Annotated in this window: 31 protein-coding genes, 1 tRNA gene and 1 pseudogene; 25 read left to right on the top strand and 8 right to left on the bottom strand. The window is 39.3% G+C overall.

Annotation, left to right across the window (positions count from 1 at the left end; translation table 11 throughout):
* Nucleotides 1–120: 120 nt before the first annotated feature.
* The 9 genes from proB (at nt 121) to Q4575_RS12820 (ending at nt 6,981) form a co-directional block, all read left to right on the top strand.
* Nucleotides 121–1,218 carry a glutamate 5-kinase gene (gene proB / locus Q4575_RS12780; RefSeq protein ID WP_215965335.1) on the top strand — a complete coding sequence of 366 codons (1,098 nt, stop codon included), beginning with the start codon at nt 121–123 and terminating at the stop codon, nt 1,216–1,218.
* A complete protein-coding gene (locus Q4575_RS12785) occupies nt 1,218–2,474 on the top strand; it encodes a glutamate-5-semialdehyde dehydrogenase (protein WP_215965336.1) in 1,257 nt (418 codons plus the stop codon). The genes proB and Q4575_RS12785 overlap by 1 nt, the downstream gene beginning before the upstream one ends.
* 1 nt (nt 2,475) lies before the next feature.
* Nucleotides 2,476–3,360: a pyrroline-5-carboxylate reductase gene (locus Q4575_RS12790; protein WP_215965337.1), complete on the top strand. Its 885-nt coding sequence runs from the start codon at nt 2,476–2,478 to the stop codon at nt 3,358–3,360.
* A 284-nt stretch (nt 3,361–3,644) separates the two neighbouring features.
* Nucleotides 3,645–4,841 (top strand): FAD-dependent monooxygenase, encoded by a 1,197-nt coding sequence (locus Q4575_RS12795; RefSeq protein ID WP_303523129.1) that lies wholly within the window; start codon nt 3,645–3,647, stop codon nt 4,839–4,841.
* A gap of 52 nt (nt 4,842–4,893) precedes the next feature.
* Nucleotides 4,894–5,148, top strand: a complete 255-nt coding sequence (locus Q4575_RS12800) for a hypothetical protein (RefSeq protein ID WP_303523130.1) — start codon at nt 4,894–4,896, stop codon at nt 5,146–5,148.
* Between the two features lie 147 nt (nt 5,149–5,295).
* Nucleotides 5,296–5,847, top strand: coding sequence for a CAP domain-containing protein (locus tag Q4575_RS12805; RefSeq protein WP_272181776.1), 552 nt, complete (start codon nt 5,296–5,298; stop codon nt 5,845–5,847).
* A gap of 141 nt (nt 5,848–5,988) precedes the next feature.
* Entirely contained in the window at nt 5,989–6,207 is a 219-nt protein-coding gene (locus Q4575_RS12810; RefSeq protein ID WP_215965341.1) for a DUF6500 family protein, read from the top strand.
* A gap of 90 nt (nt 6,208–6,297) precedes the next feature.
* Nucleotides 6,298–6,681 (top strand): VOC family protein, encoded by a 384-nt coding sequence (locus Q4575_RS12815; protein WP_272181777.1) that lies wholly within the window; start codon nt 6,298–6,300, stop codon nt 6,679–6,681.
* Nucleotides 6,682–6,905: 224 nt separating this feature from the next.
* Nucleotides 6,906–6,981: transfer RNA gene (locus tag Q4575_RS12820), tRNA-Arg, on the top strand.
* A 142-nt stretch (nt 6,982–7,123) separates the two neighbouring features.
* On the opposite strand, the gene Q4575_RS12825 is transcribed toward Q4575_RS12820, so the two are convergent.
* The 4 genes from Q4575_RS12825 to Q4575_RS12840 all read right to left on the bottom strand — a co-directional run bounded on the left by Q4575_RS12825 (nt 7,124) and on the right by Q4575_RS12840 (nt 9,773).
* The gene (locus Q4575_RS12825; protein WP_303523131.1) at nt 7,124–7,729 is read right to left on the bottom strand and encodes a MarC family protein; all 606 of its coding nucleotides are present in this window, start codon (nt 7,727–7,729) and stop codon (nt 7,124–7,126) included.
* A gap of 128 nt (nt 7,730–7,857) precedes the next feature.
* The gene (locus Q4575_RS12830) at nt 7,858–8,223 is read right to left on the bottom strand and encodes a hypothetical protein (protein ID WP_303523132.1); all 366 of its coding nucleotides are present in this window, start codon (nt 8,221–8,223) and stop codon (nt 7,858–7,860) included.
* Nucleotides 8,224–8,376: 153 nt separating this feature from the next.
* Nucleotides 8,377–8,538 (bottom strand): hypothetical protein, encoded by a 162-nt coding sequence (locus Q4575_RS12835; RefSeq protein ID WP_215965353.1) that lies wholly within the window; start codon nt 8,536–8,538, stop codon nt 8,377–8,379.
* An 812-nt stretch (nt 8,539–9,350) separates the two neighbouring features.
* Nucleotides 9,351–9,773: a MarR family winged helix-turn-helix transcriptional regulator gene (locus tag Q4575_RS12840; RefSeq protein WP_215965354.1), complete on the bottom strand. Its 423-nt coding sequence runs from the start codon at nt 9,771–9,773 to the stop codon at nt 9,351–9,353.
* A 213-nt stretch (nt 9,774–9,986) separates the two neighbouring features.
* On the opposite strand from Q4575_RS12840, the gene Q4575_RS12845 reads away from it, so the two are divergent.
* The 4 genes from Q4575_RS12845 (at nt 9,987) to Q4575_RS12860 (ending at nt 13,054) form a co-directional block, all read left to right on the top strand.
* On the top strand, nt 9,987–10,469 hold the full coding sequence (locus Q4575_RS12845; protein ID WP_215965355.1) for a TlpA disulfide reductase family protein: 483 nt from the start codon (nt 9,987–9,989) through the stop codon (nt 10,467–10,469).
* Between the two features lie 67 nt (nt 10,470–10,536).
* Nucleotides 10,537–10,761 (top strand): DUF4266 domain-containing protein, encoded by a 225-nt coding sequence (locus Q4575_RS12850; RefSeq protein WP_215965356.1) that lies wholly within the window; start codon nt 10,537–10,539, stop codon nt 10,759–10,761.
* Nucleotides 10,752–12,059, top strand: a complete 1,308-nt coding sequence (locus Q4575_RS12855; RefSeq protein WP_303523133.1) for a DUF3570 domain-containing protein — start codon at nt 10,752–10,754, stop codon at nt 12,057–12,059. Before Q4575_RS12850 ends, Q4575_RS12855 begins: the two co-directional genes overlap by 10 nt.
* Before the next feature lie 32 nt (nt 12,060–12,091).
* Nucleotides 12,092–13,054: an FAD:protein FMN transferase gene (locus tag Q4575_RS12860; RefSeq protein WP_303523134.1), complete on the top strand. Its 963-nt coding sequence runs from the start codon at nt 12,092–12,094 to the stop codon at nt 13,052–13,054.
* Nucleotides 13,055–13,112: 58 nt separating this feature from the next.
* On the opposite strand, the gene Q4575_RS12865 is transcribed toward Q4575_RS12860, so the two are convergent.
* Entirely contained in the window at nt 13,113–13,613 is a 501-nt protein-coding gene (locus Q4575_RS12865) for a lactoylglutathione lyase family protein (protein WP_215965359.1), read from the bottom strand.
* A 94-nt stretch (nt 13,614–13,707) separates the two neighbouring features.
* Between Q4575_RS12865 and Q4575_RS12870 the strand changes: the two genes are divergently transcribed.
* From Q4575_RS12870 to ybaK, 4 genes are all read left to right on the top strand, one after another.
* Complete coding sequence (locus Q4575_RS12870; protein WP_303523135.1) at nt 13,708–14,589, top strand: LysR family transcriptional regulator; 882 nt, start codon at nt 13,708–13,710, stop codon at nt 14,587–14,589.
* Between the two features lie 147 nt (nt 14,590–14,736).
* Nucleotides 14,737–15,153, top strand: a complete 417-nt coding sequence (locus Q4575_RS12875) for a GFA family protein (RefSeq protein ID WP_303523136.1) — start codon at nt 14,737–14,739, stop codon at nt 15,151–15,153.
* Nucleotides 15,154–15,282: 129 nt separating this feature from the next.
* The gene (locus Q4575_RS12880) at nt 15,283–16,158 is read left to right on the top strand and encodes a CPBP family intramembrane glutamic endopeptidase (RefSeq protein ID WP_303523137.1); all 876 of its coding nucleotides are present in this window, start codon (nt 15,283–15,285) and stop codon (nt 16,156–16,158) included.
* Complete coding sequence (ybaK, locus tag Q4575_RS12885; protein ID WP_215965363.1) at nt 16,159–16,626, top strand: Cys-tRNA(Pro) deacylase; 468 nt, start codon at nt 16,159–16,161, stop codon at nt 16,624–16,626.
* A gap of 12 nt (nt 16,627–16,638) precedes the next feature.
* On the opposite strand, the gene Q4575_RS12890 is transcribed toward ybaK, so the two are convergent.
* The 3 genes and pseudogenes from Q4575_RS12890 to Q4575_RS19820 form a co-directional block, all read right to left on the bottom strand.
* Nucleotides 16,639–17,877, bottom strand: a complete 1,239-nt coding sequence (locus Q4575_RS12890; RefSeq protein WP_303523138.1) for a DUF1343 domain-containing protein — start codon at nt 17,875–17,877, stop codon at nt 16,639–16,641.
* A gap of 73 nt (nt 17,878–17,950) precedes the next feature.
* A complete protein-coding gene (murQ, locus tag Q4575_RS12895) occupies nt 17,951–18,916 on the bottom strand; it encodes an N-acetylmuramic acid 6-phosphate etherase (protein WP_303523154.1) in 966 nt (321 codons plus the stop codon).
* A 129-nt stretch (nt 18,917–19,045) separates the two neighbouring features.
* Nucleotides 19,046–19,798: pseudogene (locus Q4575_RS19820) on the bottom strand (BadF/BadG/BcrA/BcrD ATPase family protein); the annotation flags it as partial.
* 571 nt (nt 19,799–20,369) lie between these two features.
* Here Q4575_RS19820 and Q4575_RS12905 point away from each other — a divergent pair.
* From Q4575_RS12905 to Q4575_RS12940, 8 genes are all read left to right on the top strand, one after another.
* Complete coding sequence (locus Q4575_RS12905; RefSeq protein WP_272181785.1) at nt 20,370–20,819, top strand: hypothetical protein; 450 nt, start codon at nt 20,370–20,372, stop codon at nt 20,817–20,819.
* A 155-nt stretch (nt 20,820–20,974) separates the two neighbouring features.
* A complete protein-coding gene (locus tag Q4575_RS12910; RefSeq protein WP_303523139.1) occupies nt 20,975–21,313 on the top strand; it encodes a hypothetical protein in 339 nt (112 codons plus the stop codon).
* Between the two features lie 389 nt (nt 21,314–21,702).
* Nucleotides 21,703–21,879 (top strand): hypothetical protein, encoded by a 177-nt coding sequence (locus tag Q4575_RS12915; RefSeq protein ID WP_215965368.1) that lies wholly within the window; start codon nt 21,703–21,705, stop codon nt 21,877–21,879.
* Nucleotides 21,880–22,000: 121 nt separating this feature from the next.
* A complete protein-coding gene (locus Q4575_RS12920; RefSeq protein WP_303523140.1) occupies nt 22,001–22,351 on the top strand; it encodes a hypothetical protein in 351 nt (116 codons plus the stop codon).
* A gap of 104 nt (nt 22,352–22,455) precedes the next feature.
* Nucleotides 22,456–22,680, top strand: a complete 225-nt coding sequence (locus Q4575_RS12925) for a hypothetical protein (protein WP_215965370.1) — start codon at nt 22,456–22,458, stop codon at nt 22,678–22,680.
* Nucleotides 22,681–22,757: 77 nt separating this feature from the next.
* On the top strand, nt 22,758–23,060 hold the full coding sequence (locus Q4575_RS12930) for a hypothetical protein (RefSeq protein WP_303523141.1): 303 nt from the start codon (nt 22,758–22,760) through the stop codon (nt 23,058–23,060).
* Between the two features lie 698 nt (nt 23,061–23,758).
* A complete protein-coding gene (locus Q4575_RS12935; RefSeq protein ID WP_215965372.1) occupies nt 23,759–24,646 on the top strand; it encodes an SH3 domain-containing protein in 888 nt (295 codons plus the stop codon).
* Nucleotides 24,647–24,676: 30 nt separating this feature from the next.
* A complete protein-coding gene (locus Q4575_RS12940) occupies nt 24,677–25,765 on the top strand; it encodes a hypothetical protein (protein WP_215965373.1) in 1,089 nt (362 codons plus the stop codon).
* Nucleotides 25,766–26,136: the final 371 nt, after the last annotated feature.

Genomic DNA, 26,136 nt, shown 5'->3' on the forward strand with positions numbered 1-26,136 from the left:
TTGTTTTCGGAGCTTTTAGGGGGCTATAGACAAGGTGCTAAAAGTAATTTCAGGTTGATTAAAAATTAATAGTTAGTATACTAAACATAAGTTCACTAAATATATTTTTGGAGTTTTGTTTTGTTTTCTAGTTTTAAACGAGTTGTATTGAAAGTGGGTAGTGCATTGATAGCGCCGAGTGGAAGTGGATGTAGCCCTCACAAATTATTTCCTATCGCTCAGTTTATAATTGATTGTCGCCAACGAGGCATAGAGGTTGTTTTAGTTTCCTCTGGGTCTATTGCGGCAGGAAAACGACATTTTCCTAAAATTGATAGTGCTGATGTGTCTATCACAATGAAAAAAGCAATGGCCGCAGCGGGTCAAGCTGAAATGGTTTCAACGTGGGATAAGTTGTTTGATTTTGCGACTTGTCAAATTCTGCTGACGCATGGTGACTTACGAGACCCTGAACGTTATGCAAGTGTGTCGTCAACCATCGACGAAACCCTAAAACACGGTATTTTACCAATCGTAAATGAGAACGATACTATTACCACTGATAAGCTAAAAGTTGGCGACAACGATAACTTAGCGGCTATGGTTTCAGCGGCGGTTGGCGCAGATGCACTAATCTTATGTACCGACGTTGACGGTTTATATTCCGCAAATCCAAAAGACAACCCAGATGCCAAACACATCCCAGAGGTCCGTTCTATCACTGACAGTTTACGCAATTTAGATATGCGTACGACTAACTCAGTTGGTACTGGTGGTATGGCAACAAAAGTTCAAGCGGCAGAGAAAGCCATTGCAAACGGCATTGCGACTTACATTATTCACGGTGAACAAGCGGATTCATTTCCTGCACTGTTACGGAACGAAAACCCTGGAACAATCTTCTTTCCATCAAAAAGTCCAATCAACGACAAAGATCATTGGCTCAGATACACCACACGCGCCCAGGGCGAGCTTGTTGTAAATAAGGCTGGTGAAAAAACAGTAATCGACGGTTTACTTAGTTTATCAAGCGAGCAATTGCTTGAAGTAAATGGTGACTTTAATACCGGTGATACTGTTGTTATTAAATCTGAAGATGGAAAATCTCTCGCGAAAGCAATCACAAATTGCAGTAGTTGTTTAATGTCCTACCTAACAGAACAGGAGGATTCGTCGTCGCTAAACCATTTAGATTCTGTATATGAAAGCGACCAAATGACACTGCTTAAGGAAGTTTAATGAACAATATAGAGACTATGGCTCGAAACGCTAAACGCGCATCAAAAGTATTAATGTTGACGCCAGAAGACGTAAAAAATCGTCTTATTTTGGAAGTGGCGGCAAGAATTAGCAGTAATAAAGACATGATTTTACAAGCCAACTTTGTCGATGTTATTGGCGCTAAAGAAAAAGGCGTTGATGATGCATTTATCGACCGGCTGACACTAACCGAAGATCGCCTAGATGAGCTATGCAGTAATCTAGTTACGCTAACTAAACTGGACGATCCAGTCGGTAAAACTGAACACTTTTCTACTCGTCCAAACGGGCTTGAAGTGACAAAGATGAGCGTGCCGCTTGGTGTGATCTGTATGATTTACGAAGCACGTCCTAATGTTACCGTAGAAGCCGCGTTAATGTGTTTAAAAGCGGGTAATGCCGCTATCTTGAAAGGTGGCAAAGAAGCCAAGAACACCAATTTAGCATTTGCTGGGATCATTCGTTTAACACTCGCTGAGTTTGCACTACCAGAGAACCTTGTTACTTTGGTTGAGTCCACGGACCGCGAAGACCTGTTAACATTGATGAAACAAAAAGATTCAATCGATTTGGTTATCCCTCGTGGTGGCGAAGGCTTAGTTAAGTTTGTGTCCGAACATAGCCTAATCCCTGTTATTCAACATTTCAAAGGTGTGTGCCATTTATATGTCGACAAATATGCTGACTTTGATAAAGCGATTAACATTCTGATTAATGGTAAAACCCAGCGCACAGGGGTGTGTAATGCCCTTGAATGTTTATTGGTTCATAAAGACATTGCAGACGACTTTTTACCTGTTGCAGCCCGAGTTTTAGAATCACATGGCGTAAAAGTAAATACCTGTGAAAGTGCTCATAAGTTCTTTTTGAGCCCAACTTTGTTAACGCCAGACAGCTTTGGCCAAGAATACTTGCGTAAAGAAATCGCCATACGTACCGTACCGTCGTTAATTGAAGCTATCACGCACATTGACCAATTCGGCAGTAACCACACAGAAGTGATCATTACCGAAGATAAAGACCGCGCTAATACGTTTATTAAAACAGTAGATGCGTCAGTCTGTATGGTTAATGCGTCATCGCGTTTTTCCGATGGCAGTCAGTTAGGTTTAGGTGCAGAAATTGGTATTGCAACCACTAAACTCCATGCTTATGGCCCGATGGGGATAGAATCTCTAGTGACCCAAAAGTTTGTTGTTTCTGGCGAAGGTCAAGTGCGAGGTACTGGCGTTTAGTATGGTATTTGATAGAAACTTCGCGACCAAACGCATAGGGTTTATCGGAGCCGGAAAAATGGCAAAAGCAATGATCCAAGGCTTTCTAAAGTCAGGTGTCGTTGCCAATCAAATTATTGCTTCGACCCGCACGGTTGAGTCTAAAGTGCGAGTCGAAAAAGAATTTGGGATAGCTGCTACCACGTGTAATAACGAAGTAGCGAGCCTATCTGATGTTATCTTTATTTGCGTAAAACCAACGAACGTACAAAACGCATGTGATGACATTGTTGCGGGATTAACGTATCAAGAGCTACAGACCAAAATCGTGATTTCTGCTGCCGCTGGTGTACCTAGGGTTTTAGTTAGTGATTGGCTACAAAACCTTCCAACGACATTTACTATGATGCCAAACCTCCCTGTCTCTGTTAATGAAGGGGCTATAGCACTTTATGGCAGCAAGATAAAACAACATTTTTTGACCGAAGTAACCCAGTTGTTGTCAAAACTTGGAAAAGTTTATCAAGTCGAAAGTGAAGTTGAACTCGCTTATATGGTTGGGATTGCAGGCAGTGCACCTGCTTATTATTACGCTATGGTGGAGGCAATAGAGCAGGCCGCTAAACACTACGCCTTAACTAATGTAAACGTAAGTGAAGTCGTGAGGCAAACGACACGCGGCACGCTTACCTTATTGGCAGAACAAGCATTTGATGCAAGTTATCTAAAGGATATGGTTGCCTCGCCAGGAGGGACAACTCGAGAAGCGCTTAATGTGATAGAAGAACAAAACATTGGTGATTCTTTACATGACGCTATGGAAGCCGCTGTGCTCAAAACGATGAAGCAACTGTCATATCACCTAAGCCAGTCGAATAAGCCTAAGGTGGCAACAGAGCCTTGTTAAACACATTCTTCGTATGCTGTTGTGACTAGCCCAATCTTATTTGATTGGGCTTTTGTATTTTAGGTTTCCGCACAATTGCCATTTGTCTAAAGTATCCATACTTAAAAGTCCCACAAATCCAACTATTCCCGCAATTAAGACAATGTCAAAAACTTAACTTGTAACGATTTATTGCTAAGGCTTGTTATACCCCGAATGACAGCTATTATGACGGGGATAAACAATACAAATAAGCGCGTTGTTTGCTCTCAATTTCAGTAGAATAATTTATGCCGAGGAATGAAATGGATATCGCAATTTTAGGCGGAGGTATCGGTGGAATTAGTGCTGCAATTTCGCTCAAACAAGCCGGGTTTAATCCGACAATATATGAACGTCACCAAAGCATTTCTGAAATGGGGGCTGGCATAGTCTGTTGGCCAAACGCGATCTTTGTTTTAGAAACACTGGGAGTTTTACAAAAGATTGAAATGTTTGGCGGCAAGATAACCGCAATGTCTCGTTTTTCTTCATCAGGCGAACCGCTTGGTAGCTTGGATGTTAGCCAGCTTAATAAACACATGACATTGCCAAGTTATTCAATTTTGCGTCGTGATTTAATGTTAATTCTCACCGAGCGTGCGCAAGAACTTAACATATCAATTCGATATGCCCACCAAGTTACAGCAATTGCAAGTCAGCCCAGTGGCTTTAAAACTCAAATTACCTTTGATAATGGCATGGTCATAAAGCCCGACCTTATTATAGGCGCTGAAGGGCGAATGAACTCTCCGGCTAGGCAATTTGTGACAGGAAACAATACGCCGGTATTTCAAAAGTTTATCAATTGGATTGGCGTTTATAGGGGAAGTCAGCCTCTATTTGACCAAATGCAGGTTCTTGATTTTTGGGGCTGCGGCCAGCGCTTTGGTATCGTGCCTATTAATGATAAGTCCGCCTATTGGGCTGGTGGCGCATTTGTAAGTGACCTTAGAAATATAAAAACAGAGCCAGAGTTATTCAAGCAAGAGCTTACCAATCATTTTAGTGATTGGCCGAAGCCAATTTTAACCTTGATAAACGAAACGTCTGTAACAAGTATTAACAAAATTTATGTGCATGATCACGATCCTATATCGACTTGGTACAAAACAAATGTGGTACTGTTAGGTGATGCGGCTCATGCACCTTTACCAACATCTGGACAAGGTGCTTGCCAGGCTTTAGAAGACGTTTGGCATTTAACTCAATGCTTGAAGGCTTCCCCAAACGACATAACTTTTGCGTTTAGGCAGTATAACGATATTCGTAGAACAAAAACGGCGGGGATAATTGAAACCGGTCGTCAACTCGCTAGGTCTATATTTAACCCTAATGAGGCTTATTGTCAGCAACGTAACCTTGTGAGTAAACAAACTGATTATAACGCAGTAGCTCAAGGGATGGCTAAAGGCTGGGCGAGTGGATTACCAATTGGTGATGTATCAAACCGTGTCAGCTAAGTCGTTTACGACGAGTTCATATTAAATAAATTAAGTGATTAAAGAATATATTATGGGAATAAAATTTTGGTTTAAACGTGCGGCAATGGTTTTTAGTATTGTGTCGATGTTGCTGTTATTGGTCGAACTAGCTAAAGGGCATGTTTTTGAGCAGGCAATACTTTTTGCGTTAACATGGGGGGCGGTCTCCACGGCAATTTTTATTGGAACTCGGCTGTATTACACGCGAAAAGGTGTGCACTGTGAATTGTGTAATGACTTGCCAACAAAGCCTGCTGAAGATGGAATACATTCAAATGATAAATAACAAGTGGTTGGCGTCTAGGTTATCGGGTGAAGAACCGTGTTTTTAGGTCAATTATTTAATACAACTAATCGTTTTAATAGAGCAATCCTAAGCTGGCTCACCGCATTGTCCAAGCCCGTTCGGTTAATAACTCAAGTTTTACTTTTCTTGACGTTTATTACTAGTCTTCAACTTCAATCTAAACCGGTTGAAGATTGTGGTAACAATGAAAAAGCGCAACAACTCTATACCCTGATTGTAAATGACAAGGATCAAAACAGAACTCGTATTCGTTGTAATCCACTTCTTACCAGATTGGCGATGGAAAAAGCGAAAAAGATGCAGGAATTTGGACTTGTTCAGCATAATCTTGGTGGCAGCCCAAACGCACATTTATCCAATGGCGGTTATCAACTGCCGGACTATTACGGCGTGCAGTTCCATGCAAATCAGGTAGAGGCTGTAGCCGGTGGATACGAAACCGCGGCGCAAGTTTGGGAAGCATTTAAAAATTCATCGGCCCACCGAAGTCATTTATTAGGTGAACATGAGTTTTATCTAGAGCAAGACGAGATTGGTGTTGGCTTTATTCGCGAATGGCACTCGCCGCACGTGGAATATTGGGTAGTCTATTTAACTAAGGGATATAGCCCAAATCAGTCTATATTTGACGGCCGGGATGATTTACCTAATAAAAGTAACTTGGTTATTCAAAAGTAAATATGCAAAATAGAATTGCATGCCAATGACGCTATTGAGTCGTATTACGCGATAAGTATTATCACAAATAGGTAATTGCAATTATTCTCAATTCGTCTGAACATAAAAATAAAACAATTAATAAAAGGGCCAAAGCAGTATATGAACGAAACCCTAAGAGCCAAAATAATCGATGTTTGTGATACTAAAATTAGCCAAAAGGGCGACAACGTGGGGTTATCATTCTACGCGTTTTTTGCTAATAAAAATGACAACCCAGAATTGTTAATGGAAGCTGCAACTTGGTGGATCCAAACCCATAAACTTGATCACTTTGTGAAAGCTCGGATCATAAAAAAAATGGTCTTAGATGGACTTTAAAACAATTTGAGATAGTTAGCACCCACTCACCTACTACGATAGTAAATATTAATGTTTATTTCGTAAATCTAAATATCAAAGAGTTTAAAAATGTTAAAGCGTATCCACCATGTTGCCATTATTTGCAGTGACTACGACAAGTCCAAGACCTTTTATAATAAAGTTTTAGGATTGGATATCATTGCTGAAAACTATCGAGAAGAACGACAATCTTACAAACTAGATTTAGCGTTGCCAGATGGGGGGCAAATTGAATTGTTTTCGTTTCCAAATCGACCTGAACGTCCAAGTTTTCCAGAGGCTCAAGGTTTGCGTCATCTGGCTTTTGTTGTTGATGATTTAGATGCTGTTGTACAAGAACTGGAAGACAAAGGCATACCAGTTGAAGCAATACGGGTTGACGAGTTTACGGGCAAAAGGTTTACCTTCTTCCAAGATCCAGACAAACTGCCTTTAGAGTTATACGAAGCGTGATGCTACTTTTTAGAATAAGAGTGATGACAAATTATTCTCCCAAGTTTATTACATGGGAATGGTAAACCAATAGCGTGTCATCTCCTTTTTTCTGCAGATTGGTTACCGATAAACCAATATCCGACAATTTTGCAACGTGAATGATAAAGCAAACTAAAACATCAACTTATATTTTTAACAAAAGCCTTTTACTCAAGTCATATTTGGATATAATTCCCCACAACGTCCCCATAGTTTAACTGGATAAAACAAGAACCTCCTAAGTTTTAGATCTGCGTTCGAGTCGCGGTGGGGACGCCAACTTTCCTTTCTAACCAATTCAAACAAATTCAAAGCGGTTACGGCAAAAATTACAACTGGCTAAATGCGTTTAGTGTGAACAGCGACAGCCTTGGTTTTAAACCAATCGCCGCTGTTTTTTATGATTAGTAATTGAGAAGTATTAATAATATTCGCCGAGGCCCGCGAGGATGTTAGTTGTTGCAATCGAAGATAATATTAGCCCCATAACTCGGCTAATAACGCTTGCGCCACTCTTGCCAACAACCTTGTTTATAAACCCTGCAAGTAACATAAAAATGTAAGTGATAAGTAAAACCGACAACATAACCATTGCAGTTTGCGTTTGTTCCCAAATCGAATAAACCGAATTTTTAGTTAGTAACACAGCTGCTAACATTGCCCCTGGACTGGCTATCGATGGCACAGCTAATGGGAATATTGCCGTTTCTTTGTGGGAGTCCTGTAGTAGTTTTATTTCTTCATCGGGTTTGCTGTCGCCAAAGATCATATTTAATGCGAATAAAAACAAAACAATTCCCCCTGAGATTTGAAAAGCAGGAAGTGGTATGGCTAAGGCGGTTAGTACAATTTCACCCACCATTAGAAAGAACATAAGGACACAGGCGGAAACGATAGTGGCAAGCAAAGCGACACGGCGTCTGGTCTTTTGATCGTATTGTTCGGTGACCGCAATAAATACTGGGATGGTTCCGATGGGGTCGATAACAGCAAAAAATGTAATAAATACGGCAATAAAATCTATCATTTAAAGTTGCTCCAATTTAAGAGAATTGAGAAGTAGTCGATGTCATTACCGGCATCGATTTAAGGGTCATCATTTCAACCATGTAGATGGTTTGAAAAGAGTAATAAGTGATCTCTTGGTTGATAAGGCTATGCTAAATACGCTTTGATAAAACATATTGTACTCACTATTAAAAAAGCGATCCAAGATAAATGTTTGCCTTTCGTGAACCAAATTGCGAGTAAGGCACTGAGTAGAAACACAACACCAATGACCTTGAGGGTAAAAACGTCACTTGTAGAAGCGTTATGTAAAATAGCCGCAAATCCCAGTGCGGCGACCGACATAATATGCCAACAAAAACGTAGCGTACCTTTTGTGAATTGATCACTGCCAAAAAGGTGTGGGATATTATCGCGTTTAAACAACCTCATTAGAATGTATTTTTCACCAAGGTATGAATGTACAAAAGCAATTAAAATCAAAATAATTGATGCGACTAAAATCACAGACATACTCCTGAGTGATGGAGGTTATAAAAATAATTCGTGATCACCGACGCAGTTGAAAAAGCGCAAGCAACACAACAATTGCATTAAATATCGATAAGTGAATAGCACAGCTATACCAATTAAAATGTTAACGTTGTTTTAACTCAAGCCAAACAGCTATTCGCTCTCTACATTGCCACCTGGTGTTGTATCATCTTGACTAATTTCATCTTGAGGTTCTTCTTTTGCCTTTGCTTTTAGTAGACGTTTTTCTTCTTTCTTTTTCTTTTTAGCGAGTTCTTTTTGGCGCTTTTCGTAAGCGTAGTTTTGCTTAGCCATGGTATCGTTCTCTCATTACTTGAATAGCAGTACCTTTAGAATACGATATTTTTCAAACGATTACGCAGATGATTACTTTTAAAAGCCAAAAATATGCTCTTACCCTAAATATCTTTGGGGTAATGTCTTAAAAAACTACGCAATAATACAAAAATAGTGTTCATTTATATTTATACAAACTGAGGTGGTTTTAATTTATTAAAACATTTAAATATTAAAGTGTTATGGAATTTCGTGGTCGTTAAGGGGCGATCTTTTGAAAGTTGAAAGTTGAAAGTTGAAAGTTGAAAGTTGAAAGTTGAAAGTTGAAAGATAAGATCTGGGTTCATTTAATTGCAAATATAAAATGCTCTGGCCGCAGGAAAGCGAGCATACACTTAGCCGGTAATAAAGCAGACATGGTTTGTGTTGCTACTAGGTTGTGTTTCTAAATTGGGCACTTAAAAGAGCGCTACGAGCCAGTCGAAAGTTAAAACGGTTGTAAATACTTTAAGCGCGATAAGTCCAATTGTGGAAATAATGATTAAGAATTTAACTCTGCGGCTTTTTAGATTATTCCAATACAATAACTTTGCACCGAATTCCCGCTTAATTTGTTCAACTGAATTTTTCACATATTCCTGCTTTAACGTAGTGATCAATGATAAATAGTTCTTATTAAAAAGGGGCAATGACTTTAACAAAGTTACTGTGCTTGTTTTTATTACCACATTCTATTTTTTGTTGGTTTCTTCGTAACCGTAATTCAGTAGGTTATTTTTATAAACTGATTTTTACCAACAGAATCGAATAGTGCGCCCCTTTGATGAAAACTAACATTTAATTTTGTTTAATAAATGTAACAACATATCTATTTCTGACTCATCAAGTAACGAAAAAGCCGATGTACAACTGTGGACAAAAGTAACATAAGCGTCGTTATATAAGGTGCGACCGACATCGGAAAGTCCAACTAAACTTTGACGAGCATCACGTGGATTTGCCAACTTTTCCGTTATATTATTTTTTTCCATTGGCGCGAGTAGGCGAGTGACACCGGAAGCCGTAAGGCCTACCGCATCAGCGAGGGCGATTCTGCTCATGTTACCCGTTGCTGAGGATGCAAGCTTATGCATGATAACAAATTCTGTCGTACTTATACCATGAACGCTTAATCCACCATCGAGCCGTTTATTTAGCAGCGTGCTTACATAGCCTTGTTCTAACATTAAGGTAACGATTTTTTTAGAGTTCATATTTTAACCTCTTAGCAATGTGTGTTTGTATTTAATTGCAATATACTTGATAAATCAAGTATATTGCAAGTTATTTTTTGAAGCCATTAGATGAAGTCAGGAGTAGTATGTGTCTAGGGAAATGCGAAAGTAATAGTATTAATTTAATAATTAAGCACCCTAAACTGATAAAACCCGCTAGAGTTAAATTAGACGTTTATGTTTTGGACCGTTATGACTAAATCTTTACTAAGTTGTTCCACGTTATTTTTATTGATATTTAGTTTAGCAGTAACTGCTTTGGAGCAACCTAAAGCGTTGAATGATCCGCAGGCTCAACTGCAACAACTGTTAGAGCAAAATAAAGGGAAAGTTATTTATCTCGACTTCTGGGCGTCGTGGTGTATTCCTTGTCGACGCTCTTTTCCTTGGATGAATCAAATTAAATCAGATTTTGGTGCTGAGTCATTTACAGTTATCAGTGTTAACCTCGACGAAGAACGTCAACTTGCCGACGAGTTTCTACTTCAAAACACCGCTAACTTTGCTGTAGTTTTTAATCCAACGGGCAGCATCGCAGAGCAGTATAAAATTTTAGGCATGCCAAGCAGTTTCATTATCGACAAAACGGGTCAATTTCGTTTTGCTCACACTGGTTTTTTTAGCAATAAACAAGACCAATATGAATTGCAAATTAAGCAATTGTTAACTGAATAGAACGCCTAGCAATAAATTAGAAAACTCAACCGTGGTTTGAGAAAAAGAATCGAAAGGAGTGAACACATTGTCGTTTCAAGTTCGTAAATTACTACTGGTTATAGTGGTATTGCATGTTTCTGCGTGCAGTTCGTTAGGTGTTAAACCTTGGGAGCGAAACCTATTAGCTAAAAAGCAAATGGCGTTAACATCGTCACCGATTAATGCGGCTCTGGATGATCATATTTATTTTAGTAAAGAGGCATCGAGTGGCGGTCGTGGATTTGCCGGTGGTGGTTGCGGATGCAATTGAATAAATCCTTAAGTTTTTCTGCCGCTTTATCAGCGGCGGCTAGCGCATTATTAGTTGCGCCAGTAACGTCAGTTAAGGCAGAAGAAAGCAATGCTTGGAAACTCGACTCAGCTGTAATGTATTACGGAGAAACCGACCGAGTTCAAGCGGTCGAAGTTATTGTTGGTGGTAAAAAAGAATTTGAAGACGGTCACTTTTTGGATCTGAAATTTACCTTCGATACGCTAACTGGCGCATCGGCAACCGGCGCGGTGGCGCAACCCAATATTCAGTCCTTTACGCGGCCATCCGGTAATGGAAGATACACAGTTTCGGCAAATGAAACGCCTCTGGACGATACGTTCAAAGATACACGTGTGCAACTTAATGCTCAGTGGACACAGCCACTTAAAGGAGAGTATACATTAAGCACTGGCGCTCATTTATCAAAAGAATATGATTATTTGTCATTGGGGATAAATGCTGGATTAGCACGAGAATTTAATCAAAAAAATACGACGGTATCGGCAGGCCTGTCTTTAGGTCAAGACACGATAACGCCGGAAGGTGGGTTGCCAATTCCACTTTATGAAATGCCTCATTATATTAACTCGCCAAATGGTCAGCCAAATAATACCGAGGGCTCGAGTAGTGACTTTGACGCGAGTCGCGATCGTAGTTCAGATTCTAAGCAAATTGTCGATCTATTGTTTGGGGTAACTCAGGTGATAAATAGACGATTTATTACCCAATTTAATTACTCTTATTCTAATGTTGATGGTTACCAAACGGACCCATTTAAAGTCGTGAGTGTCGTCGACGAAAACGGTGTAGCCCTCAATAATATCTACGAATCTCGACCTGATAAACGTCAAAAAAACAGTGTGTATGCTCAAGGAAAATATCACCTAAGTAAGTCAGTTGTTGACGTGTCTTATCGTTATTTTTGGGATGACTGGGGAATAAAATCAAATTCAATCGACGCTAAATATTGGATGCCTATGGGCAAGGGGTATTTAGAGCCACACATTCGTTATTATCAACAAGACGAAGCTGATTTCTATCAACCTTTTGTGACACGGCAACCTGAGGTTGATTCTAATGTCAGTGCCGATTATCGCATTGGCAAACTGACAGGTCTAACATTAGGGCTCAGCTATGGATTTCCGTTAAATAACGGTCATGAGATCTCTTTTCGTGCAGAGTTATATCGCCAAAAAGTAACAGATCCAGGAGTGAATAACATTGGCGTCATTAATCAACTTGATATTTTTCCGGATGTAGACGCGGTCATTTTTCAAACCAATTATTCGTTTTGAGCGAATGGTTAAAAGCCATATTTACAAGCAACATGAAAGACCAAAAAATCGATAAACGTACATTTAAAATAAGCCAGCGGCCAAACGGTTTAGCCATATTGTTCAACGCAATGGCTAGCCCCTGCGAGGTGTTAATAGAAACTGACGATTTTAATGAAACAGGCCGTATTGCTAAATTAATATGCGAACGTACGTGGCAAATTGAAGATAAATTCAGTCGATATAACCCATTAAGTATTGTTAGCAAGATTAATAACTCAAACAACAAACCTGTAGCAATAGACCCTGAAACCTACAGGTTATTACAGTTTTCCCATTCATGTTTTCAGATAAGTGGTGGTTTGTTTGACATCACTTCCGGAATTTTACGACAAGTTTGGACTTTTGATGGCAGTGATAGAATCCCTAAAAAATCGGACGTTAATCGGTTGCTAAAAAGTATTGGTTGGCAGCATGTAAAGTGGGATGAGTCGTCGATTACTTTGCCTAACAATATGGAAATAGATTTAGGTGGCATTGGCAAAGAATACGCTGTAGATGTAGCCGTTCAGTTACTCAGAGCCGAAACACCGTACTCTGCTTTAGTTAATTTTGGTGGTGATATTGCCGTTACAAATCAACCGAAGTTTGACCCAGCACCGCAACAGCAATTATATCAAAATAAAACAATAAATAGGGTAAAAACGGCTCACCCTTGGCATATCGCTATTGAACTGGGCGATAAACAAACATCAGATTTAACGACAATTGAACTAACTACAGGAGCAATCGCCACAAGTGGTGATGCCAATCGATATCTAGTAAAAGATGGTCAACGTTACTGTCATATATTAAATCCAAAGACTGGCTGGCCGGTTGCTGGGGGACCGAGTTCAGTAACGGTCGCCGCGCCAACATGTATCGAAGCCGGCATCGCGGCTACGATAGCAATGCTGAAGGGGAATTCTGCGAAAGCTTTTTTAACTGAGAATCAAATTCAGCATTGGATTTATTGATCAAACTAACATTATTCAAGGCAACCAAACTGTCTCAACAGCTCAATACGTCGAGGGTTTAATAAGCGCCAGCTGCGTATGTCAACTCATAACTGTGGCTATATATTTCAAGAATATTGCCAAACGGGTCTTCCATATAGATCATTCGGTATGGCTTTTCATCTGGGTAATAATAGCGCGGCGCTGCCATTCGTTTTTTTCCGCCAGCGTCGACAATTTTTTCAACAAGTTCTTCTAAATTAGGATCTTGCACACAAAAATGGAATACGCCTGTTTTCCAATACTCAAAATTGTCTTCTGGTTGTTGTTGATTAACAAACTCAAACAATTCTACGCCAATGCGGTCGCCAGTAGATAGGTGCGCTATTTTAAATTTTTGCCAATTGGCACCAAATACATCAGTACACATTTCACCAATTGGACTTTTGTCTTCCGTTATTTCAGTCGGCTCCATAATGAGATACCAACCTAAAACGTCGGTATAAAATTTAACGGCTTGCTCTAAATTAGGTACTGAAATTCCAATGTGTGAAAACGTTCTTGGATAAGGTTTAGTCATGTTTTTTTCCTTTATTCATTTGATGGTTAAACTATACCGCCAGTGTTAAAGTATAAAAAATTATCGATTGTTATATTTATGAGTACACTTTGTAATGATTAATCAAACTTGGTTAAATACGTTTTGCACATTGGTTGAGGTAGGGCACTTTACCAAAACGGCAGAGAATCTTTTTATGACCCAGTCTGGTGTTAGCCAGCATATAAAAAAATTAGAAAACCAACTTGGTGTAGCTTTGTTAATTAGGCATGGCAAGTCATTTTCGCTAACGAATGCCGGAGAGCAACTTCATAAACGCGGAAGAGAATTACTTAATTCTTTCCAAGAATTAGAGGGGGTGATCAAATTTGACGAGCAATACGAAGGTAAAGTTAAAATTTCATCGCCGGGTAGCATTGGTCTAAAGCTATACCCCCATTTGCTCAACATTCAGCAAGTACATCCAAAGTTGGTAATGGACTATACGTTTGCGCCGAATAAAAACATTGAGCAAAACTTATTAGAGCGAAAAATCGATTTAGGCCTGCTGACCGAACTCAGCGATTCAAGACGGTTAGTGAGTAAAAAAATCGCAAATGAACCGTTGGTTTTAGTAACAGCAAGTGATGTCAAATCAATAGATTGGGGGGTATTAATCGAGCTTGGGTTTATATCACATCCAGATGCAGCGCATCATGGCCGACTTCTCCTCAGTAAAAATTTTGAACAATTCGAAACCATAGAACAGTTTCAAATCAAGGGGTTTTCTAATCAAATAAGTCTTATTTTAGAACCGGTTAGCAAAGGATTCGGCTTTACCATTTTACCACTTTATGCAGCCAAGGCATTTTATCAACAAGACAAGATTTACATTCATCAACTCGCCAAGCCTGTAGCCGAAAGTTTATTCCTGTGCACTAATCGACATTCCATAATGGCAAATCGAATTAAATTTATTAGCCAAGTGGTGACGACTTACCTTGAAAGCAGCGATTAATATAATCAAAGGTTGTTATGCAACGCCTTGCTTAAATCTATATCTTCAGTACATTAGAATTTGGTGTAAGTAACATCAACTTAAATTTGATGGATATATTGAAGGAAAGTGATTACTTGTATTGATAACGGTAAATGGAAATTAGAAATGTTAAATGCGAAAGCGAGTTGTCTGTGCGGTAACGTTAAGATTACCGCCAATGAAATAAATCCTAAATTCACGGTTTGTCATTGTGATTCCTGTCGAGTGTGGGGCGGTGCGCCATTTTTCGCGGTGCAGTGTGGCACAAATGTCGAATTTGAGGGTGAGAATAACATCACTATGTTTGATTCATCGAGTTGGGCGTCGCGTGGTTTTTGTGCACAATGCGGTACGCATCTGTTTTATAAACTTAAAACAAGCGGTGAATATAATATGCCAGTCGGCCTCTTCCAAGATTTGACTGACTTAACCATGGATATGCAATATTTTAGCGACCAACGGCCAGCTTATTATTGTTTTTCTAACCAAACCAAAGAAATGACAAAGGCTGAAATTATGGAATATTTCGCCAATAAAATATGACAATCCATATTTTGTAGCGTGTAAAGTGTTTAATTCTTTTTTCTGTTTAGACCCATATCGATTTTTAGTTTTAGTAATATAGTTAGGTTGAAATAGAAATATTATGCAATTGCAAAACAAGGCAAGCTAATGATAATACTCCGCACTTTAATGACAATAATGATTAAAATTGTATTAGCTTGTCTGGCGATATTTGCAGGGATATTCGCGGTTAAGTTTTTGTTGTTTCCAGCCGTCTATTTTATTTTTAACATGCAAAGTGGTCAGTTGAAAGTAGTAGAGCAGTTTACAACGCTCATGTTTATCGGCTTGGGATATTACTTATATGTTAAATATTATGAAAAGCGCAGGCCTGACGAGCTAACGTTTAGAGCGAGTCACCTCTTTTACGGCGCAGTTTCCGGTGCGGCTTTGATCTCGGTAACTAGCTTATTGCTCTTTTATTTGGGCTATTATGAAGTTGTGTCGTTTCAGGGATTAGAGGGCATACCGATTGTAGGGAGTACGATATTAGTCGCTGCAATGTTAGAAGAGTTTTTGTTTAGAGGTGTACTATTCCGTGTAATTGAAGCGCATGTTGGGACACTTTTCTCGTTGTCTTTTGTTGCAACCCTGTTTGGTCTGCTTCACCTCTTTAATGAAAATACGACCGTTGTAACCGCATTTTCTGTAACCCTACTCGGTGTTTTTTGGGGAGGGATTTATGTATTAACGCGCAATATATGGGTTGTGGGGCTTAACCATGCGGCTTGGAACTTCTCAATTTTCTCTACGGGTATCCCCTTGTCTGGAAATGAAGATTGGCGTGCAGTTGCCCCTTTTGAAAGTATTTATAATGGACCTCTACTGTTAACTGGCGGTGAATTTGGACCAGAAGATTCAATTATTAATATTATTGTTCTACTTATTAGCGTTGTTGTAATATTTTATTTTGCACAAAAAAATAAGGCTATTGTCGGCTTTGGCGAAAATACCACGTCGCCTAAGTCGGAAAAGGAGGTTTAGATGACGCCTGGAATTAATGTCGCAAAGAAGAACAAAATTGCACATACGATACACGAATACACACATGATGAATCGGCCAGTTCATATGGTTTAGAGGCGTCTGAAAAGCTTGGCATACCACAGGGGCAGGTATTTAAGACCTTAGTGGTCGCAACTGATAATAAAGAATTGGTCGTCTCAATTATTCCTGTATCAAGCAAATTGAGCATGAAGCTGATAGCTAAGGCTGTTGGTGTGAAAAAAGCAGTGATGGCGGATAAGTCTGATGTAGAACGTTCTACGGGCTATGTATTAGGTGGCGTCAGTCCGCTAGGTCAAAAAAAACGACTCAAAACCATAATCCATAGTGCTGCCCTAGATTATGAAACCATCTTTGTCAGCGCTGGGCGGAGAGGACTAGAAATAGAGTTGTGCCCAAATGATTTGGCGAAGCTGACATCTGGAAAATTTGCGGAGATCTGCCAGTGAAAACTCGTTCCGTTATAGATAGATAAGGTAGGGTTTTCTATCTGCTAGAAACTTTTGTAAACCCGGTTGCCATTGTTGTTTAATTTGCTCAATGCTATGGCCCGCCAATATGCTTTTTCTTACTTTGTCAGTCCCCGCTAATTTGTCCATAAACTCTGGCCGTTCAAAAAACTCAAGATCATTTTCTTTAAACATTTGGTACCATTTTATAAAAATGGCCAGATCTAATCCTTGGATCTTTGATGAGGATAACGACTCACCGGTTAATAGTTTGCCTTTGAGCTTAGGAAAAGGAGCGGCATGAGCAATGGGTTGTGGCGTGAACTGGAATTTAACCTTGGCCAAAAAGTTATTACTTACAAGGTCATGACCGACAACTTGAAATGGAAATGGGGTGCCCCGACCAATGCTCGCGGGTGTTGCTTCAAAAAAACATAGTGATGGATATAAGCGGACCGCAATCTCATTAGGCAAGTTGGGGCTTGGTGGTATGGGCAAAATATAAGGTGTTGTTCTGTTGTAGTTCGCTACCGGAATAACCCTTAGATCTAATGTGGGCAACTCACTTTGGGTAGTTGTGCTTGATGTATTTGAGTGCTCAATCGACAACCAGTTTTCACCAATAATCATTTGGGCCAATTCTCCTACCGTTAAACCATGTAATAGCGGAATAGGGTGTATACCAACAAAAGAGCGAAACGCTGGTTCCAGCACAGGTCCATCTACATGCATAATATTGGGATTAGGTCGATCTAAGACGATAAACGTAACACTAGATTCAGCGGCGGCTTGCATTACATAATGCATAGAGCTGATATAGGTGTAAAAACGCGTGCCGACATCTTGAATATCAAAAAGCATGACATCAATCGAGTCCATTATCTGCGCTGAAGGCTTTTTGTTTTTGCCATATATCGAAACGATGTCTAGGCCAGTGACAGGATCTTTGCCTGAACTGACCTTTTCACCTGCGCCATGATCGCCTCTAAATCCATGTTCCGGGGCAAAGATATATGTAATGTTGACATCATGGCTTAATAAAATATCAACAAGGTGTTGGTCGCCCACCATAGAGGTTTGATTAACGACTAACCCAACGGATTTGTTTTTTAGTAATGGTAAGTATTTTTTTAATTGAGCGGCGCCAACCACCACATCATTATTAGTTGGTGGTTGAGCATGTTGAGCAATAACAGAAAACGTTGAAGCGGCGAGTAATATCAACACTGTCAAAAATATTCTAATCCACATGATTTACTCTTTATGTACGGCATTGTGGCTACGTTAATAGCCGGTTAGTTACCTAATTATTTGTTTTATCATTTTACTCTGTTGCCTGTTTTACGCTTTGTAAGGCATGCCGTAAAAAACCACCATTACGAACCAATTCTTGTTGGATATCTTGGATATTTTCATTCGTCAAAATATGAACAATCGCCAGTTTGGCATTGTAGTGCGTTAAGTCGAGGGCGACTTGCGCCGTATGGGCGTCGCATCCTGTAGCCTGTATCACAATTCGGATTGCTCTGACATACAGCTTCTTGTTGCTGGCGTTTACGTCAACCATAAGATTTTCATAAACCTTACCAATGCGGATCATACTGGCAGTACTCAACATATTTAGAATGAGCTTTTGTGCCGTTCCCGACTTCATTCTTGTCGAACCTGTTAATACTTCCGGGCCAACTACAGCGCAAATATTAATGTCACAATAACTGGCTAACAGACTGCTCGGGTTACAGCTGATGGAAATGGTTTTTGTACCTATGCTTTTGGCATAATCAATTGCGCCAATTACGTAGGGTGTACGACCACTTGCAGCAATCCCCACAAGGATGTCGTTTTCACCATAATTGATATTGATAAGATCATTTTTACCGAGTTCAAACGAGTCTTCAGCACCTTCAACGGCCTTATAAATCGCCTGGCTGCCTCCGGCAATAATGCCAACAACTTGTTTACTCGAAACGCTAAAGGTTGGCGGACATTCAACGGCGTCGAGAACACCTAAACGGCCACTGGTACCAGCACCAATATAGATAAGTCGACCACCTTTATTAAACGCGTTCACAATCTCTTCAACCGCTTTCCCTATTTCTGGAATACAGGCTTTTATTGCGTTGGGAACAATGGCATCCGCTTGATTTATTTTGGTTAATAGTTGTTCGGTATCAACTAAATCAAGATCTAAAGTATCTGGGTTTCGAGTCTCCGAAACCATATTGTCTAGCTGTGCGAGCAGACTATCGCGTTCATTGTTATCGTATTTACTGCTTTTACTGCGATCTATCACATCGCTTGAGTTACTGCCTAGTTGAATTTTTGCTAAGAAGCACGCGCCATCTAACGAACTGCCGCCGGTGAGTTTGCAATAAGACTTAATTCGGTCGTTTAGCAAAGGTAATGTGACTTCGGCTAGGCCGCCCATAATTACCACATCGACTTTGCTGTCTAATCGAGTTTGTTGAATAAGTTGTTCTGTGTCTAACACATGTTGTTCAATTAAACTGTTGGCCACAGGACAAGCATTGTGAAGAGAAAATACATCGGTGCTTAATGTTGCATAATCTTTAGCTTGAGATTGCGCCAACCAATTTGCGATTTGCTGTTTATCTGTACCTAGTTTTTCGGCGAGTTTTTTTGTGGTGACTGAGACAGCTTGGTTATGCCAGTTAATGTCAGCTAGTAGCTTTTGAACCGCGTTAAAACCAAGTTTTGCGCCACTGGCTTCGTCACCGATTGGAAATCCCCAACCACCAACATAATGCTCTTTGCCATTTTTATCTAACCGAGCACCAACCGATCCTGTGCCCAGTGCAACCACAGCGATAGGCTCGCCATTGTTTGCACCATATAGCGATGTTTTTGCATCATTAACAACGTCTAATGAGGCAAAAGCAAAGGGGAGTTCATCTTTTAGTTGATTCGCTTGATTTGCCACTCCGCCGCCTGCAACACCGATAAGAACGTGCACGTTTAACGCGGAGGCTTGAAATTTAAGTAGCAGTTTCTCGATTAATTCTTTTAAAACAATTTGGGCATTTGCAAAGTCGTTGCTTAATGACGAAGCGCCAGCTTGCAAGGTGTGACTTTCACCGGTAGAAAGCTTTTCAATTCGACCTATGGTTTTTGTGCCACCACCGTCGATACCGATTACGTATTTTTGTACCACTAAGATTCCTTAGAATATGTGCTGATGCAAGTTTGGGCAGTTGAGGTGGCTTTTTAAGAGATCAATAAAACGTGATAAAGCCGCACCTATGAAACGTTGCCTAACTGATCCAAACTTCATTATCCAGATAACAATTTTACAATTATCAATTTCCATATTGTTGTATTTGCAGAATATATAATTCGCAATGGAATGTAAAAATTAAACTCGCTTATTAGTGCGATATGACGCCAATTCTGCGGCAACTTACCCGGTTGTTTATCAGTTAGGTGGCGATTATGTTTACCACGGAGAGTCTGGAATATTGGACCTCATGACGAATAAGGTCATTTACTTTCGCAACAATCGGCACTGAAAGTGCTGTTAAATCTGCGTTAAGTTATTATCAAAAAGCCCTTGTTTTGGCCAAGAAATACAAAAGTAATCAGTGGTAAATATATAATATAAAGGCTAACATCATGAAAGATAAAGGTTAAAACCTTTTTGATTAATATAAACTTGAGTTGGTTATTTCTACTAGAAACCTCACTCGGTCGTATTCTCATAAAAATGCAGTAAGGATGAGTTAGGAATGCAGTTTTCAGACAATTTTGTGAAATATTTATTTGCCGCGTTATCGACAGGGTTATTTGCTTTTTATTTAGGCGAGTTATTTACAAAAGGTGACGCGAACAGTTTCTTTATTGTGTTCGCAATATTTTCAGCGTTTTATTCGTATAAATTTTCAAGCCACTATAGAACTAAGAACGCAGTGGAACAATTAATAACGAGAAATGGCGAAAGCATTCAATTTTCTTCTGTTAAAACGTTGCTATTTGTTAATCCGTCTCGCGTTGAGAATATTGACGTTAACCGTATATCGGTTGCAAGCATAGGTAAAAACTGGCTTTCAATAATCATCGACGGTAATGGCAATGGATTTGACTTTCAATTATGCGGCTCACGGCAAGATATTGAATCTCATATTAAGTCACTTTTAGATGACCAAGAATTATCGAAAATTGACTTTAGGCTGATCTAACGATCTTCTAGCTTACTCCGGTAAATCGTATTAGAGTCACCTAAGGTTGAAATATATTTTATTTTCTTACTTTCAGATTTACGAACGAGAAATTACGGTTTAAAAACGTTTATTTTAGGGCGATAAAAATAGAGAGTTTGCACTATGGCGCGGTTGTGAGATATTTTTTACTTTTTATAGGCTGGTCCTCGGTTGTTGGTAGCTTTGGCGATGGTGCACTTGGCCTTTACGCGCTGTGGATTAATTTTTTGAACGATTGGACGCTATTAGATTTTTCAATTAATGAATTTTTAAAAGACTACGTGCCTTTTATATATTGGGTTAAAAGTATCGCGTTTTATGTGCTGCCTGAAAACATCGTTTTGTGGTTGTTTAATTTACCCGCCTTATTATATTTTCCGACACGAATTGTTATGAGTATTATTATTGGCTGGTGGGCTTTGTCAAAAGCCGAACAGTTGGCAAATAGAGAAGTCCCAGTTAAGCAGAACTAAGCAGAACTAAGCAGAATTAAGCACAACTAAACTCAACATTCCGTCATTCAAAATCAACAGAAAAAACGTCATTCCAAAAGAGCATTAGCGATATTTGGAACCTCCAACCAAGTGCAGAGGAAGTTCATAATTTGCCCCAAATTGGCTCGTAATTTCAGAACAAAAAACGTCATCCTAAAAGAGCCTTAGCGATATTCAGGATCTCCAACCGAGTGCAGAGGAAGTTCATGATTTGCATTGCAGGTTTCGCCTTTTAGCTAAATCAAAGACCAATTGTTTGCAACAGAGAGTTAGTAGTAAAGGTCCAATAATTTTGATACAAATATGGTTATCGTAAAAAAGAGAGTCGGTTTCCTGTCATTAGGTTGTTAGCAGGTAAAGGAATAACTATGAATAAGTGGAATAATTCTAACAAATTAAAGAAACCTGTGCTTTTTGGTATAGCAATGGGAGTTGCTATTGGCGCAAGTATAGGTGTTGCATTAAACAGTGCTACTTTCGGTATTAGTATTGGAATTGCTATGGCAGTTGCTTTCTGGGCTTCTGCCAAAAACTCAAATAAATAATTGCTTACCGTATCATCCATACAAGCAATTAATCAGGAAAAATATCAGTTGGTTGTGACTCCTGTGCCGCTACTACTCAATCAACTAGATAGCCGCATTTTTATGTGGCCTTAGGTGCTCTATGAATCCAGTCGTCACATTAGGTAGAAAATCTGTCGATTTAAAGTTTAAAGCATTTGGTTTAAAAATAATTCAGGATATTCCAACTGACAACTTTAATCGTATATTGGAATTTCATCTTAAAAATGGCTGGATCAAAACTTACGAATACGATGGTTTTGATGCTTGGATCGATTACGGCAAAGTTAAGTTGTCAAATGAAGGTCGTAAACTTAAGTTTGAGTGGGATAATTGGCGTGAAGGTGAAATATCGGGCAAAGCAAGTGATGTTGAAGCTTTAGCCGCTAAATTTAACTACACCGCGCGAGAAACGCCAAACTGGTGGCCAGCAACTAGCAAAACATTCAAATAGGCAAGAAATTGCGGATATCCTGTTTAGTGCTGTTTCGTTCCGATTTATCAGAGAAATGCGGTCTTAGCTGCTTCATGTCTTGTTTTATATAAGGAGACCTAAAATTGAATATTAACGTAACGTTTTATGGCGAACTCATTTTCTATTCGATGTTTATCGTAGGTGGATTGAGTTATTACTTAGGCAAACGAAAAACAAACAATCCTAAAATTGTAACATTAGTGGGAGTTTTATTATGCATTACGCCACCTTTAAACTTAGTGTATTTGTTTGTTCTAGCAATTAAAAATAAAGAAGCCCCAGAGAGTGTCGTTGAAAACAAAGTTTGATTTGGTTAACACAACTCATTTAATCTGGGAACGTAACGCACAATATGTGTTATTAGACGGGCAAGCTGGGGTTTATTTTGACGGTTTCAGATAAAACGAAGAGAAATTTTTTTGGTGCTTTGTTTATCATATTCATTGTGATTTTAACTTACAGCGTTGTACCTAATCGTATCCCTGTTGTGTCATGTGAAGATGTAACTTGGAACGACGTTGTGCTGTTAGTTCAACCTTATCTTGATGATACGCTTAACGCGGCACTCGTTATGCAGGGACAAAGTTCAGAATATCATCCATCAGCCGCTGCGGTACAGGTGATGGATGAACCATTACCAGAAAATATAAAGCGTACATTAAAAGCAATAATCAAAGCCGATTGCTAGCGGTAAACTTCCCTTACAAAGTTATTCTCAGACGAACGGCTTCCTCTGCATTCTACTAAGAAGTTTGACATCCCATTCATTTACCCTCTACCTGTCTTTATTAGCCTATATAAACCATAACTTAAGCTATTAGAACTTCTCCGATAATACTATTTAGGTCAACTTTTAGTTGAGCCTAGCGTAAATGAAGTCCTATCTTTTTTTACGCGCTCACCTCAATGTTATCAGCCAAATTTGTAGGTATCAGCAAGTTCATTTCATCGCTGCTCAAAATTGGATTTATTGCTCTGAATTTATCAACTACACAATTGTTGTTTCCAGTTCAAGTTTGAAAAATTTTTATCTAACGATTTGAAGTGAGAAGCAGAATCCAATTCGATGATCTGGGCTGTTCCAGTTAAATCCTGAATTATGCCCATAAAGTCCAGATAAACTATGAATTCTACTTTTTCGCATGATGAATCGATAGTTATAAGTAGATCTAGGCAAAGCAAAATATACCTTCCTGAGGTAAATCTTAGTCGGGTTTAACGGATATTCAGCAAAATAAGGGGAGTAGCTATTTGCAATGATGCGGTAATGTTGAAATTGTTCACTAAAACATGTGGTTACGGTGCGTTTTAAACTGGAATGTGTTAAAACTGACAGCGAAAATTATTGCGTCTGCTTTACTGCCAAGAATTTAATAAGGATTGTTGATGTCGCGTTTTAACTGCTCTGCTTTTGTGGGCGTTTGTTCATTACTACTTTTCTCTTTTGCGCCGAATACTGTGGCTTCTTGGGAAGATCTAAAATCTGATGCTCTCATTGAAATCAAAGAGGCGAGTGGTTTCTTACCTGCCATAGTCCAATCTAATGTAAATATTCGGTCTAAGCCTTCTACCGATGGCAAGAAACTAGGCTTGTTGCAAGGTGGAAAATCAATTCGTGCGGAATTTCTAACTGACTCTGATTGGGCAAGAATTAATTTTCGCGGAGATGGCAGTTATGCAAGCCAAGATGCTTATGTTCATAAGTCTGCATTGATAAAGCAGGTCTACAAAGCTGACATTAATTATGAAATGAATAGCAACAACAGTACGGTTTTCGCAATGTCGGGTTGGCATTATTCGTATTTACCAGGCAGCTATTTTTTGAGTTATCAGAGCAACAAATATGGCATTGCGACCTTTGGCCCAATTGATGGCAGTGGATATGCGGCGATAGGCAGTTACTTATACAAAGTCGATTACGACAAACGCGATGTATATTTGGCGACAGGCCATGATTCAGGAAACCGGACTTATTACACGCCATACTTAGCTTTCCCTACGGAAAAAGAGTTGGTTGTTTATCAATTACCGACGTTCACATCCAATGACTCAAATAGCCTTTCAATTGACGGGGATACGCTGATATACGAAGGCAAGTCATATAGTAGCTGCTGTGATTATGAGAAGTTTGAGCTTAGGTTTAATCTGGCAGATTTAAGCTATGAAGGCTCTGAATATTATTACGATCGAGATAGCGAGAATGAAAACCCGCCTCTTGAAAGGGGAAAATTGCAGCTATATCTAAAAAAAATCCCAATGGAAAAAAGCCGTTAGAACTGGTTTTAGAAATTCAAGGAAGTATCAGTGCGTATCTTACAAATTATATTATTGCTATTAATGCCAATGAAGGCCCTTGCTACTCAACAAGCGCCTGATATCTTACTACACAATGGAAAAGAGCTAAGACTTGAGGCTAGTTGGGCCTATCCATCTCCCCTAGAAACTTACTATAAGCAGTCAGGAAAGGTTTCACCATTTAAAGGCACAAGTACAGGTCTTTATCGTGGACATATTGCAACTTGGCTCATCGAAAATGATTACTTCTATCTAAATCAAATTGAGGCCAAAGGAGAGGTAATTGCCCCAACTGAAATAGGCACGGGGTTAGGTCAAAAGCATTCTTCAAATGGTTCGCTTTCCGCGGATTGGTTTAGTGGAGTATTGCAAGCTACGGAATTGAAGTATACCGATAGCGAACGAATCTTTGTGGCTCAGTATTATTTTAATGTTAAACATGGGAAGGTTTTGGAATCTGTTCGTCTAACAAGAGATGACCTAGAACATAAATATAGTGGAGAGGCTAAAGGAGCATCACTACAAAGCTTAGCAATAACAGAGCTTTATCAACGTTATACCGACTATTATTTTCGCTTGAGCACTAAAGATGAAGTCAATTGGAATGGCAAAACGTTAAAATTAAACTCTACTTCAGGCATGAGTCCACTTCTTGAATTGTACGAAAATGACCACTTAAACTGGCCTTTCAATTGGAATAATGAAGCTAAAAATGGTGCACCTAACTGTCGCTGGTACATAGACAAAGACAATCGCCTTTATATTGAAAAGGTACAAATCCTAACAGGCTCAAACATCTATAAAGCCGAAGCGACTGAATTACCTTTAAGCGAGTCAGTCCCTGACAATAAAAGTAACCAGGCAGTATTTGCTAATTGGGTTGATGGTATTTATTTATTGGAAGAGGGCAGCATGGTCGAAGAGTACGGCTACAAATCCTTCAAAGCTGAGATAGGACATTTTGTGACAATAAACAGTGGTGTAGTTGGAGAGCACTATGAGGTAGATGCTACCGCTGATTTGGAACAGATTGAATCAAGCGCAGATCAGAACTTCATTAAGCTTTTTGAAGAATGGAAAGAGAAAGTGGGAAGATAGAATGAACCAAAAATGTTTTGTTTTTCATAGACCTAAATTTGTTCTGTTAGTTCTAGTTTTATCATTATTCTCTAACATTTCAAATGCGAAAAGCCACAAGGAACTTGTTAACGGGCTAGGCCCTGCTGAAAGTTGGTTAGTTGGAGCCAATGAGTTGCTTGATTTGATGTTTGTCGGCCCTCAGGAAGCTTGTTTACTAATGTCCCAAATGAGTAGTTCGACAAAGCTAAGGAAAATGTTAGATTTCTTTAAGAATCAAAGAGGGTTCGAATCACTTGGTTTGTAGTGGCATATCGCTTAAGAGGCGATAACTAATTTTCTCCACCACCCAAAATTAAGAATACAATCCATCCAGTTCAATATAACCGGAC

This window comes from Psychrosphaera sp. 1_MG-2023, from assembly GCF_030548245.1.
GTDB classification, from domain to species: domain Bacteria; phylum Pseudomonadota; class Gammaproteobacteria; order Enterobacterales; family Alteromonadaceae; genus Psychrosphaera; species Psychrosphaera algicola.

Bases quoted from the DNA above. Each gene is read 5' to 3' on its own strand.
- Q4575_RS12785 (WP_215965336.1), top strand. From the start codon at position 1,218: ATGAACAATATAGAGACTATGGCTCGAAACGCTAAACGCGCATCAAAA.
- Q4575_RS12790 (WP_215965337.1), top strand. From the start codon at position 2,476: ATGGTATTTGATAGAAACTTCGCGACCAAACGCATAGGGTTTATCGGA.
- Q4575_RS12795 (WP_303523129.1), top strand. From the start codon at position 3,645: ATGGATATCGCAATTTTAGGCGGAGGTATCGGTGGAATTAGTGCTGCA.
- Q4575_RS12800 (WP_303523130.1), top strand. From the start codon at position 4,894: ATGGGAATAAAATTTTGGTTTAAACGTGCGGCAATGGTTTTTAGTATT.
- Q4575_RS12810 (WP_215965341.1), top strand. From the start codon at position 5,989: ATGAACGAAACCCTAAGAGCCAAAATAATCGATGTTTGTGATACTAAA.
- Q4575_RS12815 (WP_272181777.1), top strand. From the start codon at position 6,298: ATGTTAAAGCGTATCCACCATGTTGCCATTATTTGCAGTGACTACGAC.
- Q4575_RS12825 (WP_303523131.1), bottom strand. From the start codon at position 7,729: ATGATAGATTTTATTGCCGTATTTATTACATTTTTTGCTGTTATCGAC.
- Q4575_RS12830 (WP_303523132.1), bottom strand. From the start codon at position 8,223: ATGTCTGTGATTTTAGTCGCATCAATTATTTTGATTTTAATTGCTTTT.
- Q4575_RS12835 (WP_215965353.1), bottom strand. From the start codon at position 8,538: ATGGCTAAGCAAAACTACGCTTACGAAAAGCGCCAAAAAGAACTCGCT.
- Q4575_RS12840 (WP_215965354.1), bottom strand. From the start codon at position 9,773: ATGAACTCTAAAAAAATCGTTACCTTAATGTTAGAACAAGGCTATGTA.
- Q4575_RS12845 (WP_215965355.1), top strand. From the start codon at position 9,987: ATGACTAAATCTTTACTAAGTTGTTCCACGTTATTTTTATTGATATTT.
- Q4575_RS12855 (WP_303523133.1), top strand. From the start codon at position 10,752: ATGCAATTGAATAAATCCTTAAGTTTTTCTGCCGCTTTATCAGCGGCG.
- Q4575_RS12860 (WP_303523134.1), top strand. From the start codon at position 12,092: ATGAAAGACCAAAAAATCGATAAACGTACATTTAAAATAAGCCAGCGG.
- Q4575_RS12865 (WP_215965359.1), bottom strand. From the start codon at position 13,613: ATGACTAAACCTTATCCAAGAACGTTTTCACACATTGGAATTTCAGTA.
- Q4575_RS12870 (WP_303523135.1), top strand. From the start codon at position 13,708: ATGATTAATCAAACTTGGTTAAATACGTTTTGCACATTGGTTGAGGTA.
- Q4575_RS12875 (WP_303523136.1), top strand. From the start codon at position 14,737: ATGTTAAATGCGAAAGCGAGTTGTCTGTGCGGTAACGTTAAGATTACC.
- Q4575_RS12880 (WP_303523137.1), top strand. From the start codon at position 15,283: ATGATAATACTCCGCACTTTAATGACAATAATGATTAAAATTGTATTA.
- ybaK (WP_215965363.1), top strand. From the start codon at position 16,159: ATGACGCCTGGAATTAATGTCGCAAAGAAGAACAAAATTGCACATACG.
- Q4575_RS12890 (WP_303523138.1), bottom strand. From the start codon at position 17,877: ATGTGGATTAGAATATTTTTGACAGTGTTGATATTACTCGCCGCTTCA.
- Q4575_RS12905 (WP_272181785.1), top strand. From the start codon at position 20,370: ATGCAGTTTTCAGACAATTTTGTGAAATATTTATTTGCCGCGTTATCG.
- Q4575_RS12915 (WP_215965368.1), top strand. From the start codon at position 21,703: ATGAATAAGTGGAATAATTCTAACAAATTAAAGAAACCTGTGCTTTTT.
- Q4575_RS12920 (WP_303523140.1), top strand. From the start codon at position 22,001: ATGAATCCAGTCGTCACATTAGGTAGAAAATCTGTCGATTTAAAGTTT.
- Q4575_RS12935 (WP_215965372.1), top strand. From the start codon at position 23,759: ATGTCGCGTTTTAACTGCTCTGCTTTTGTGGGCGTTTGTTCATTACTA.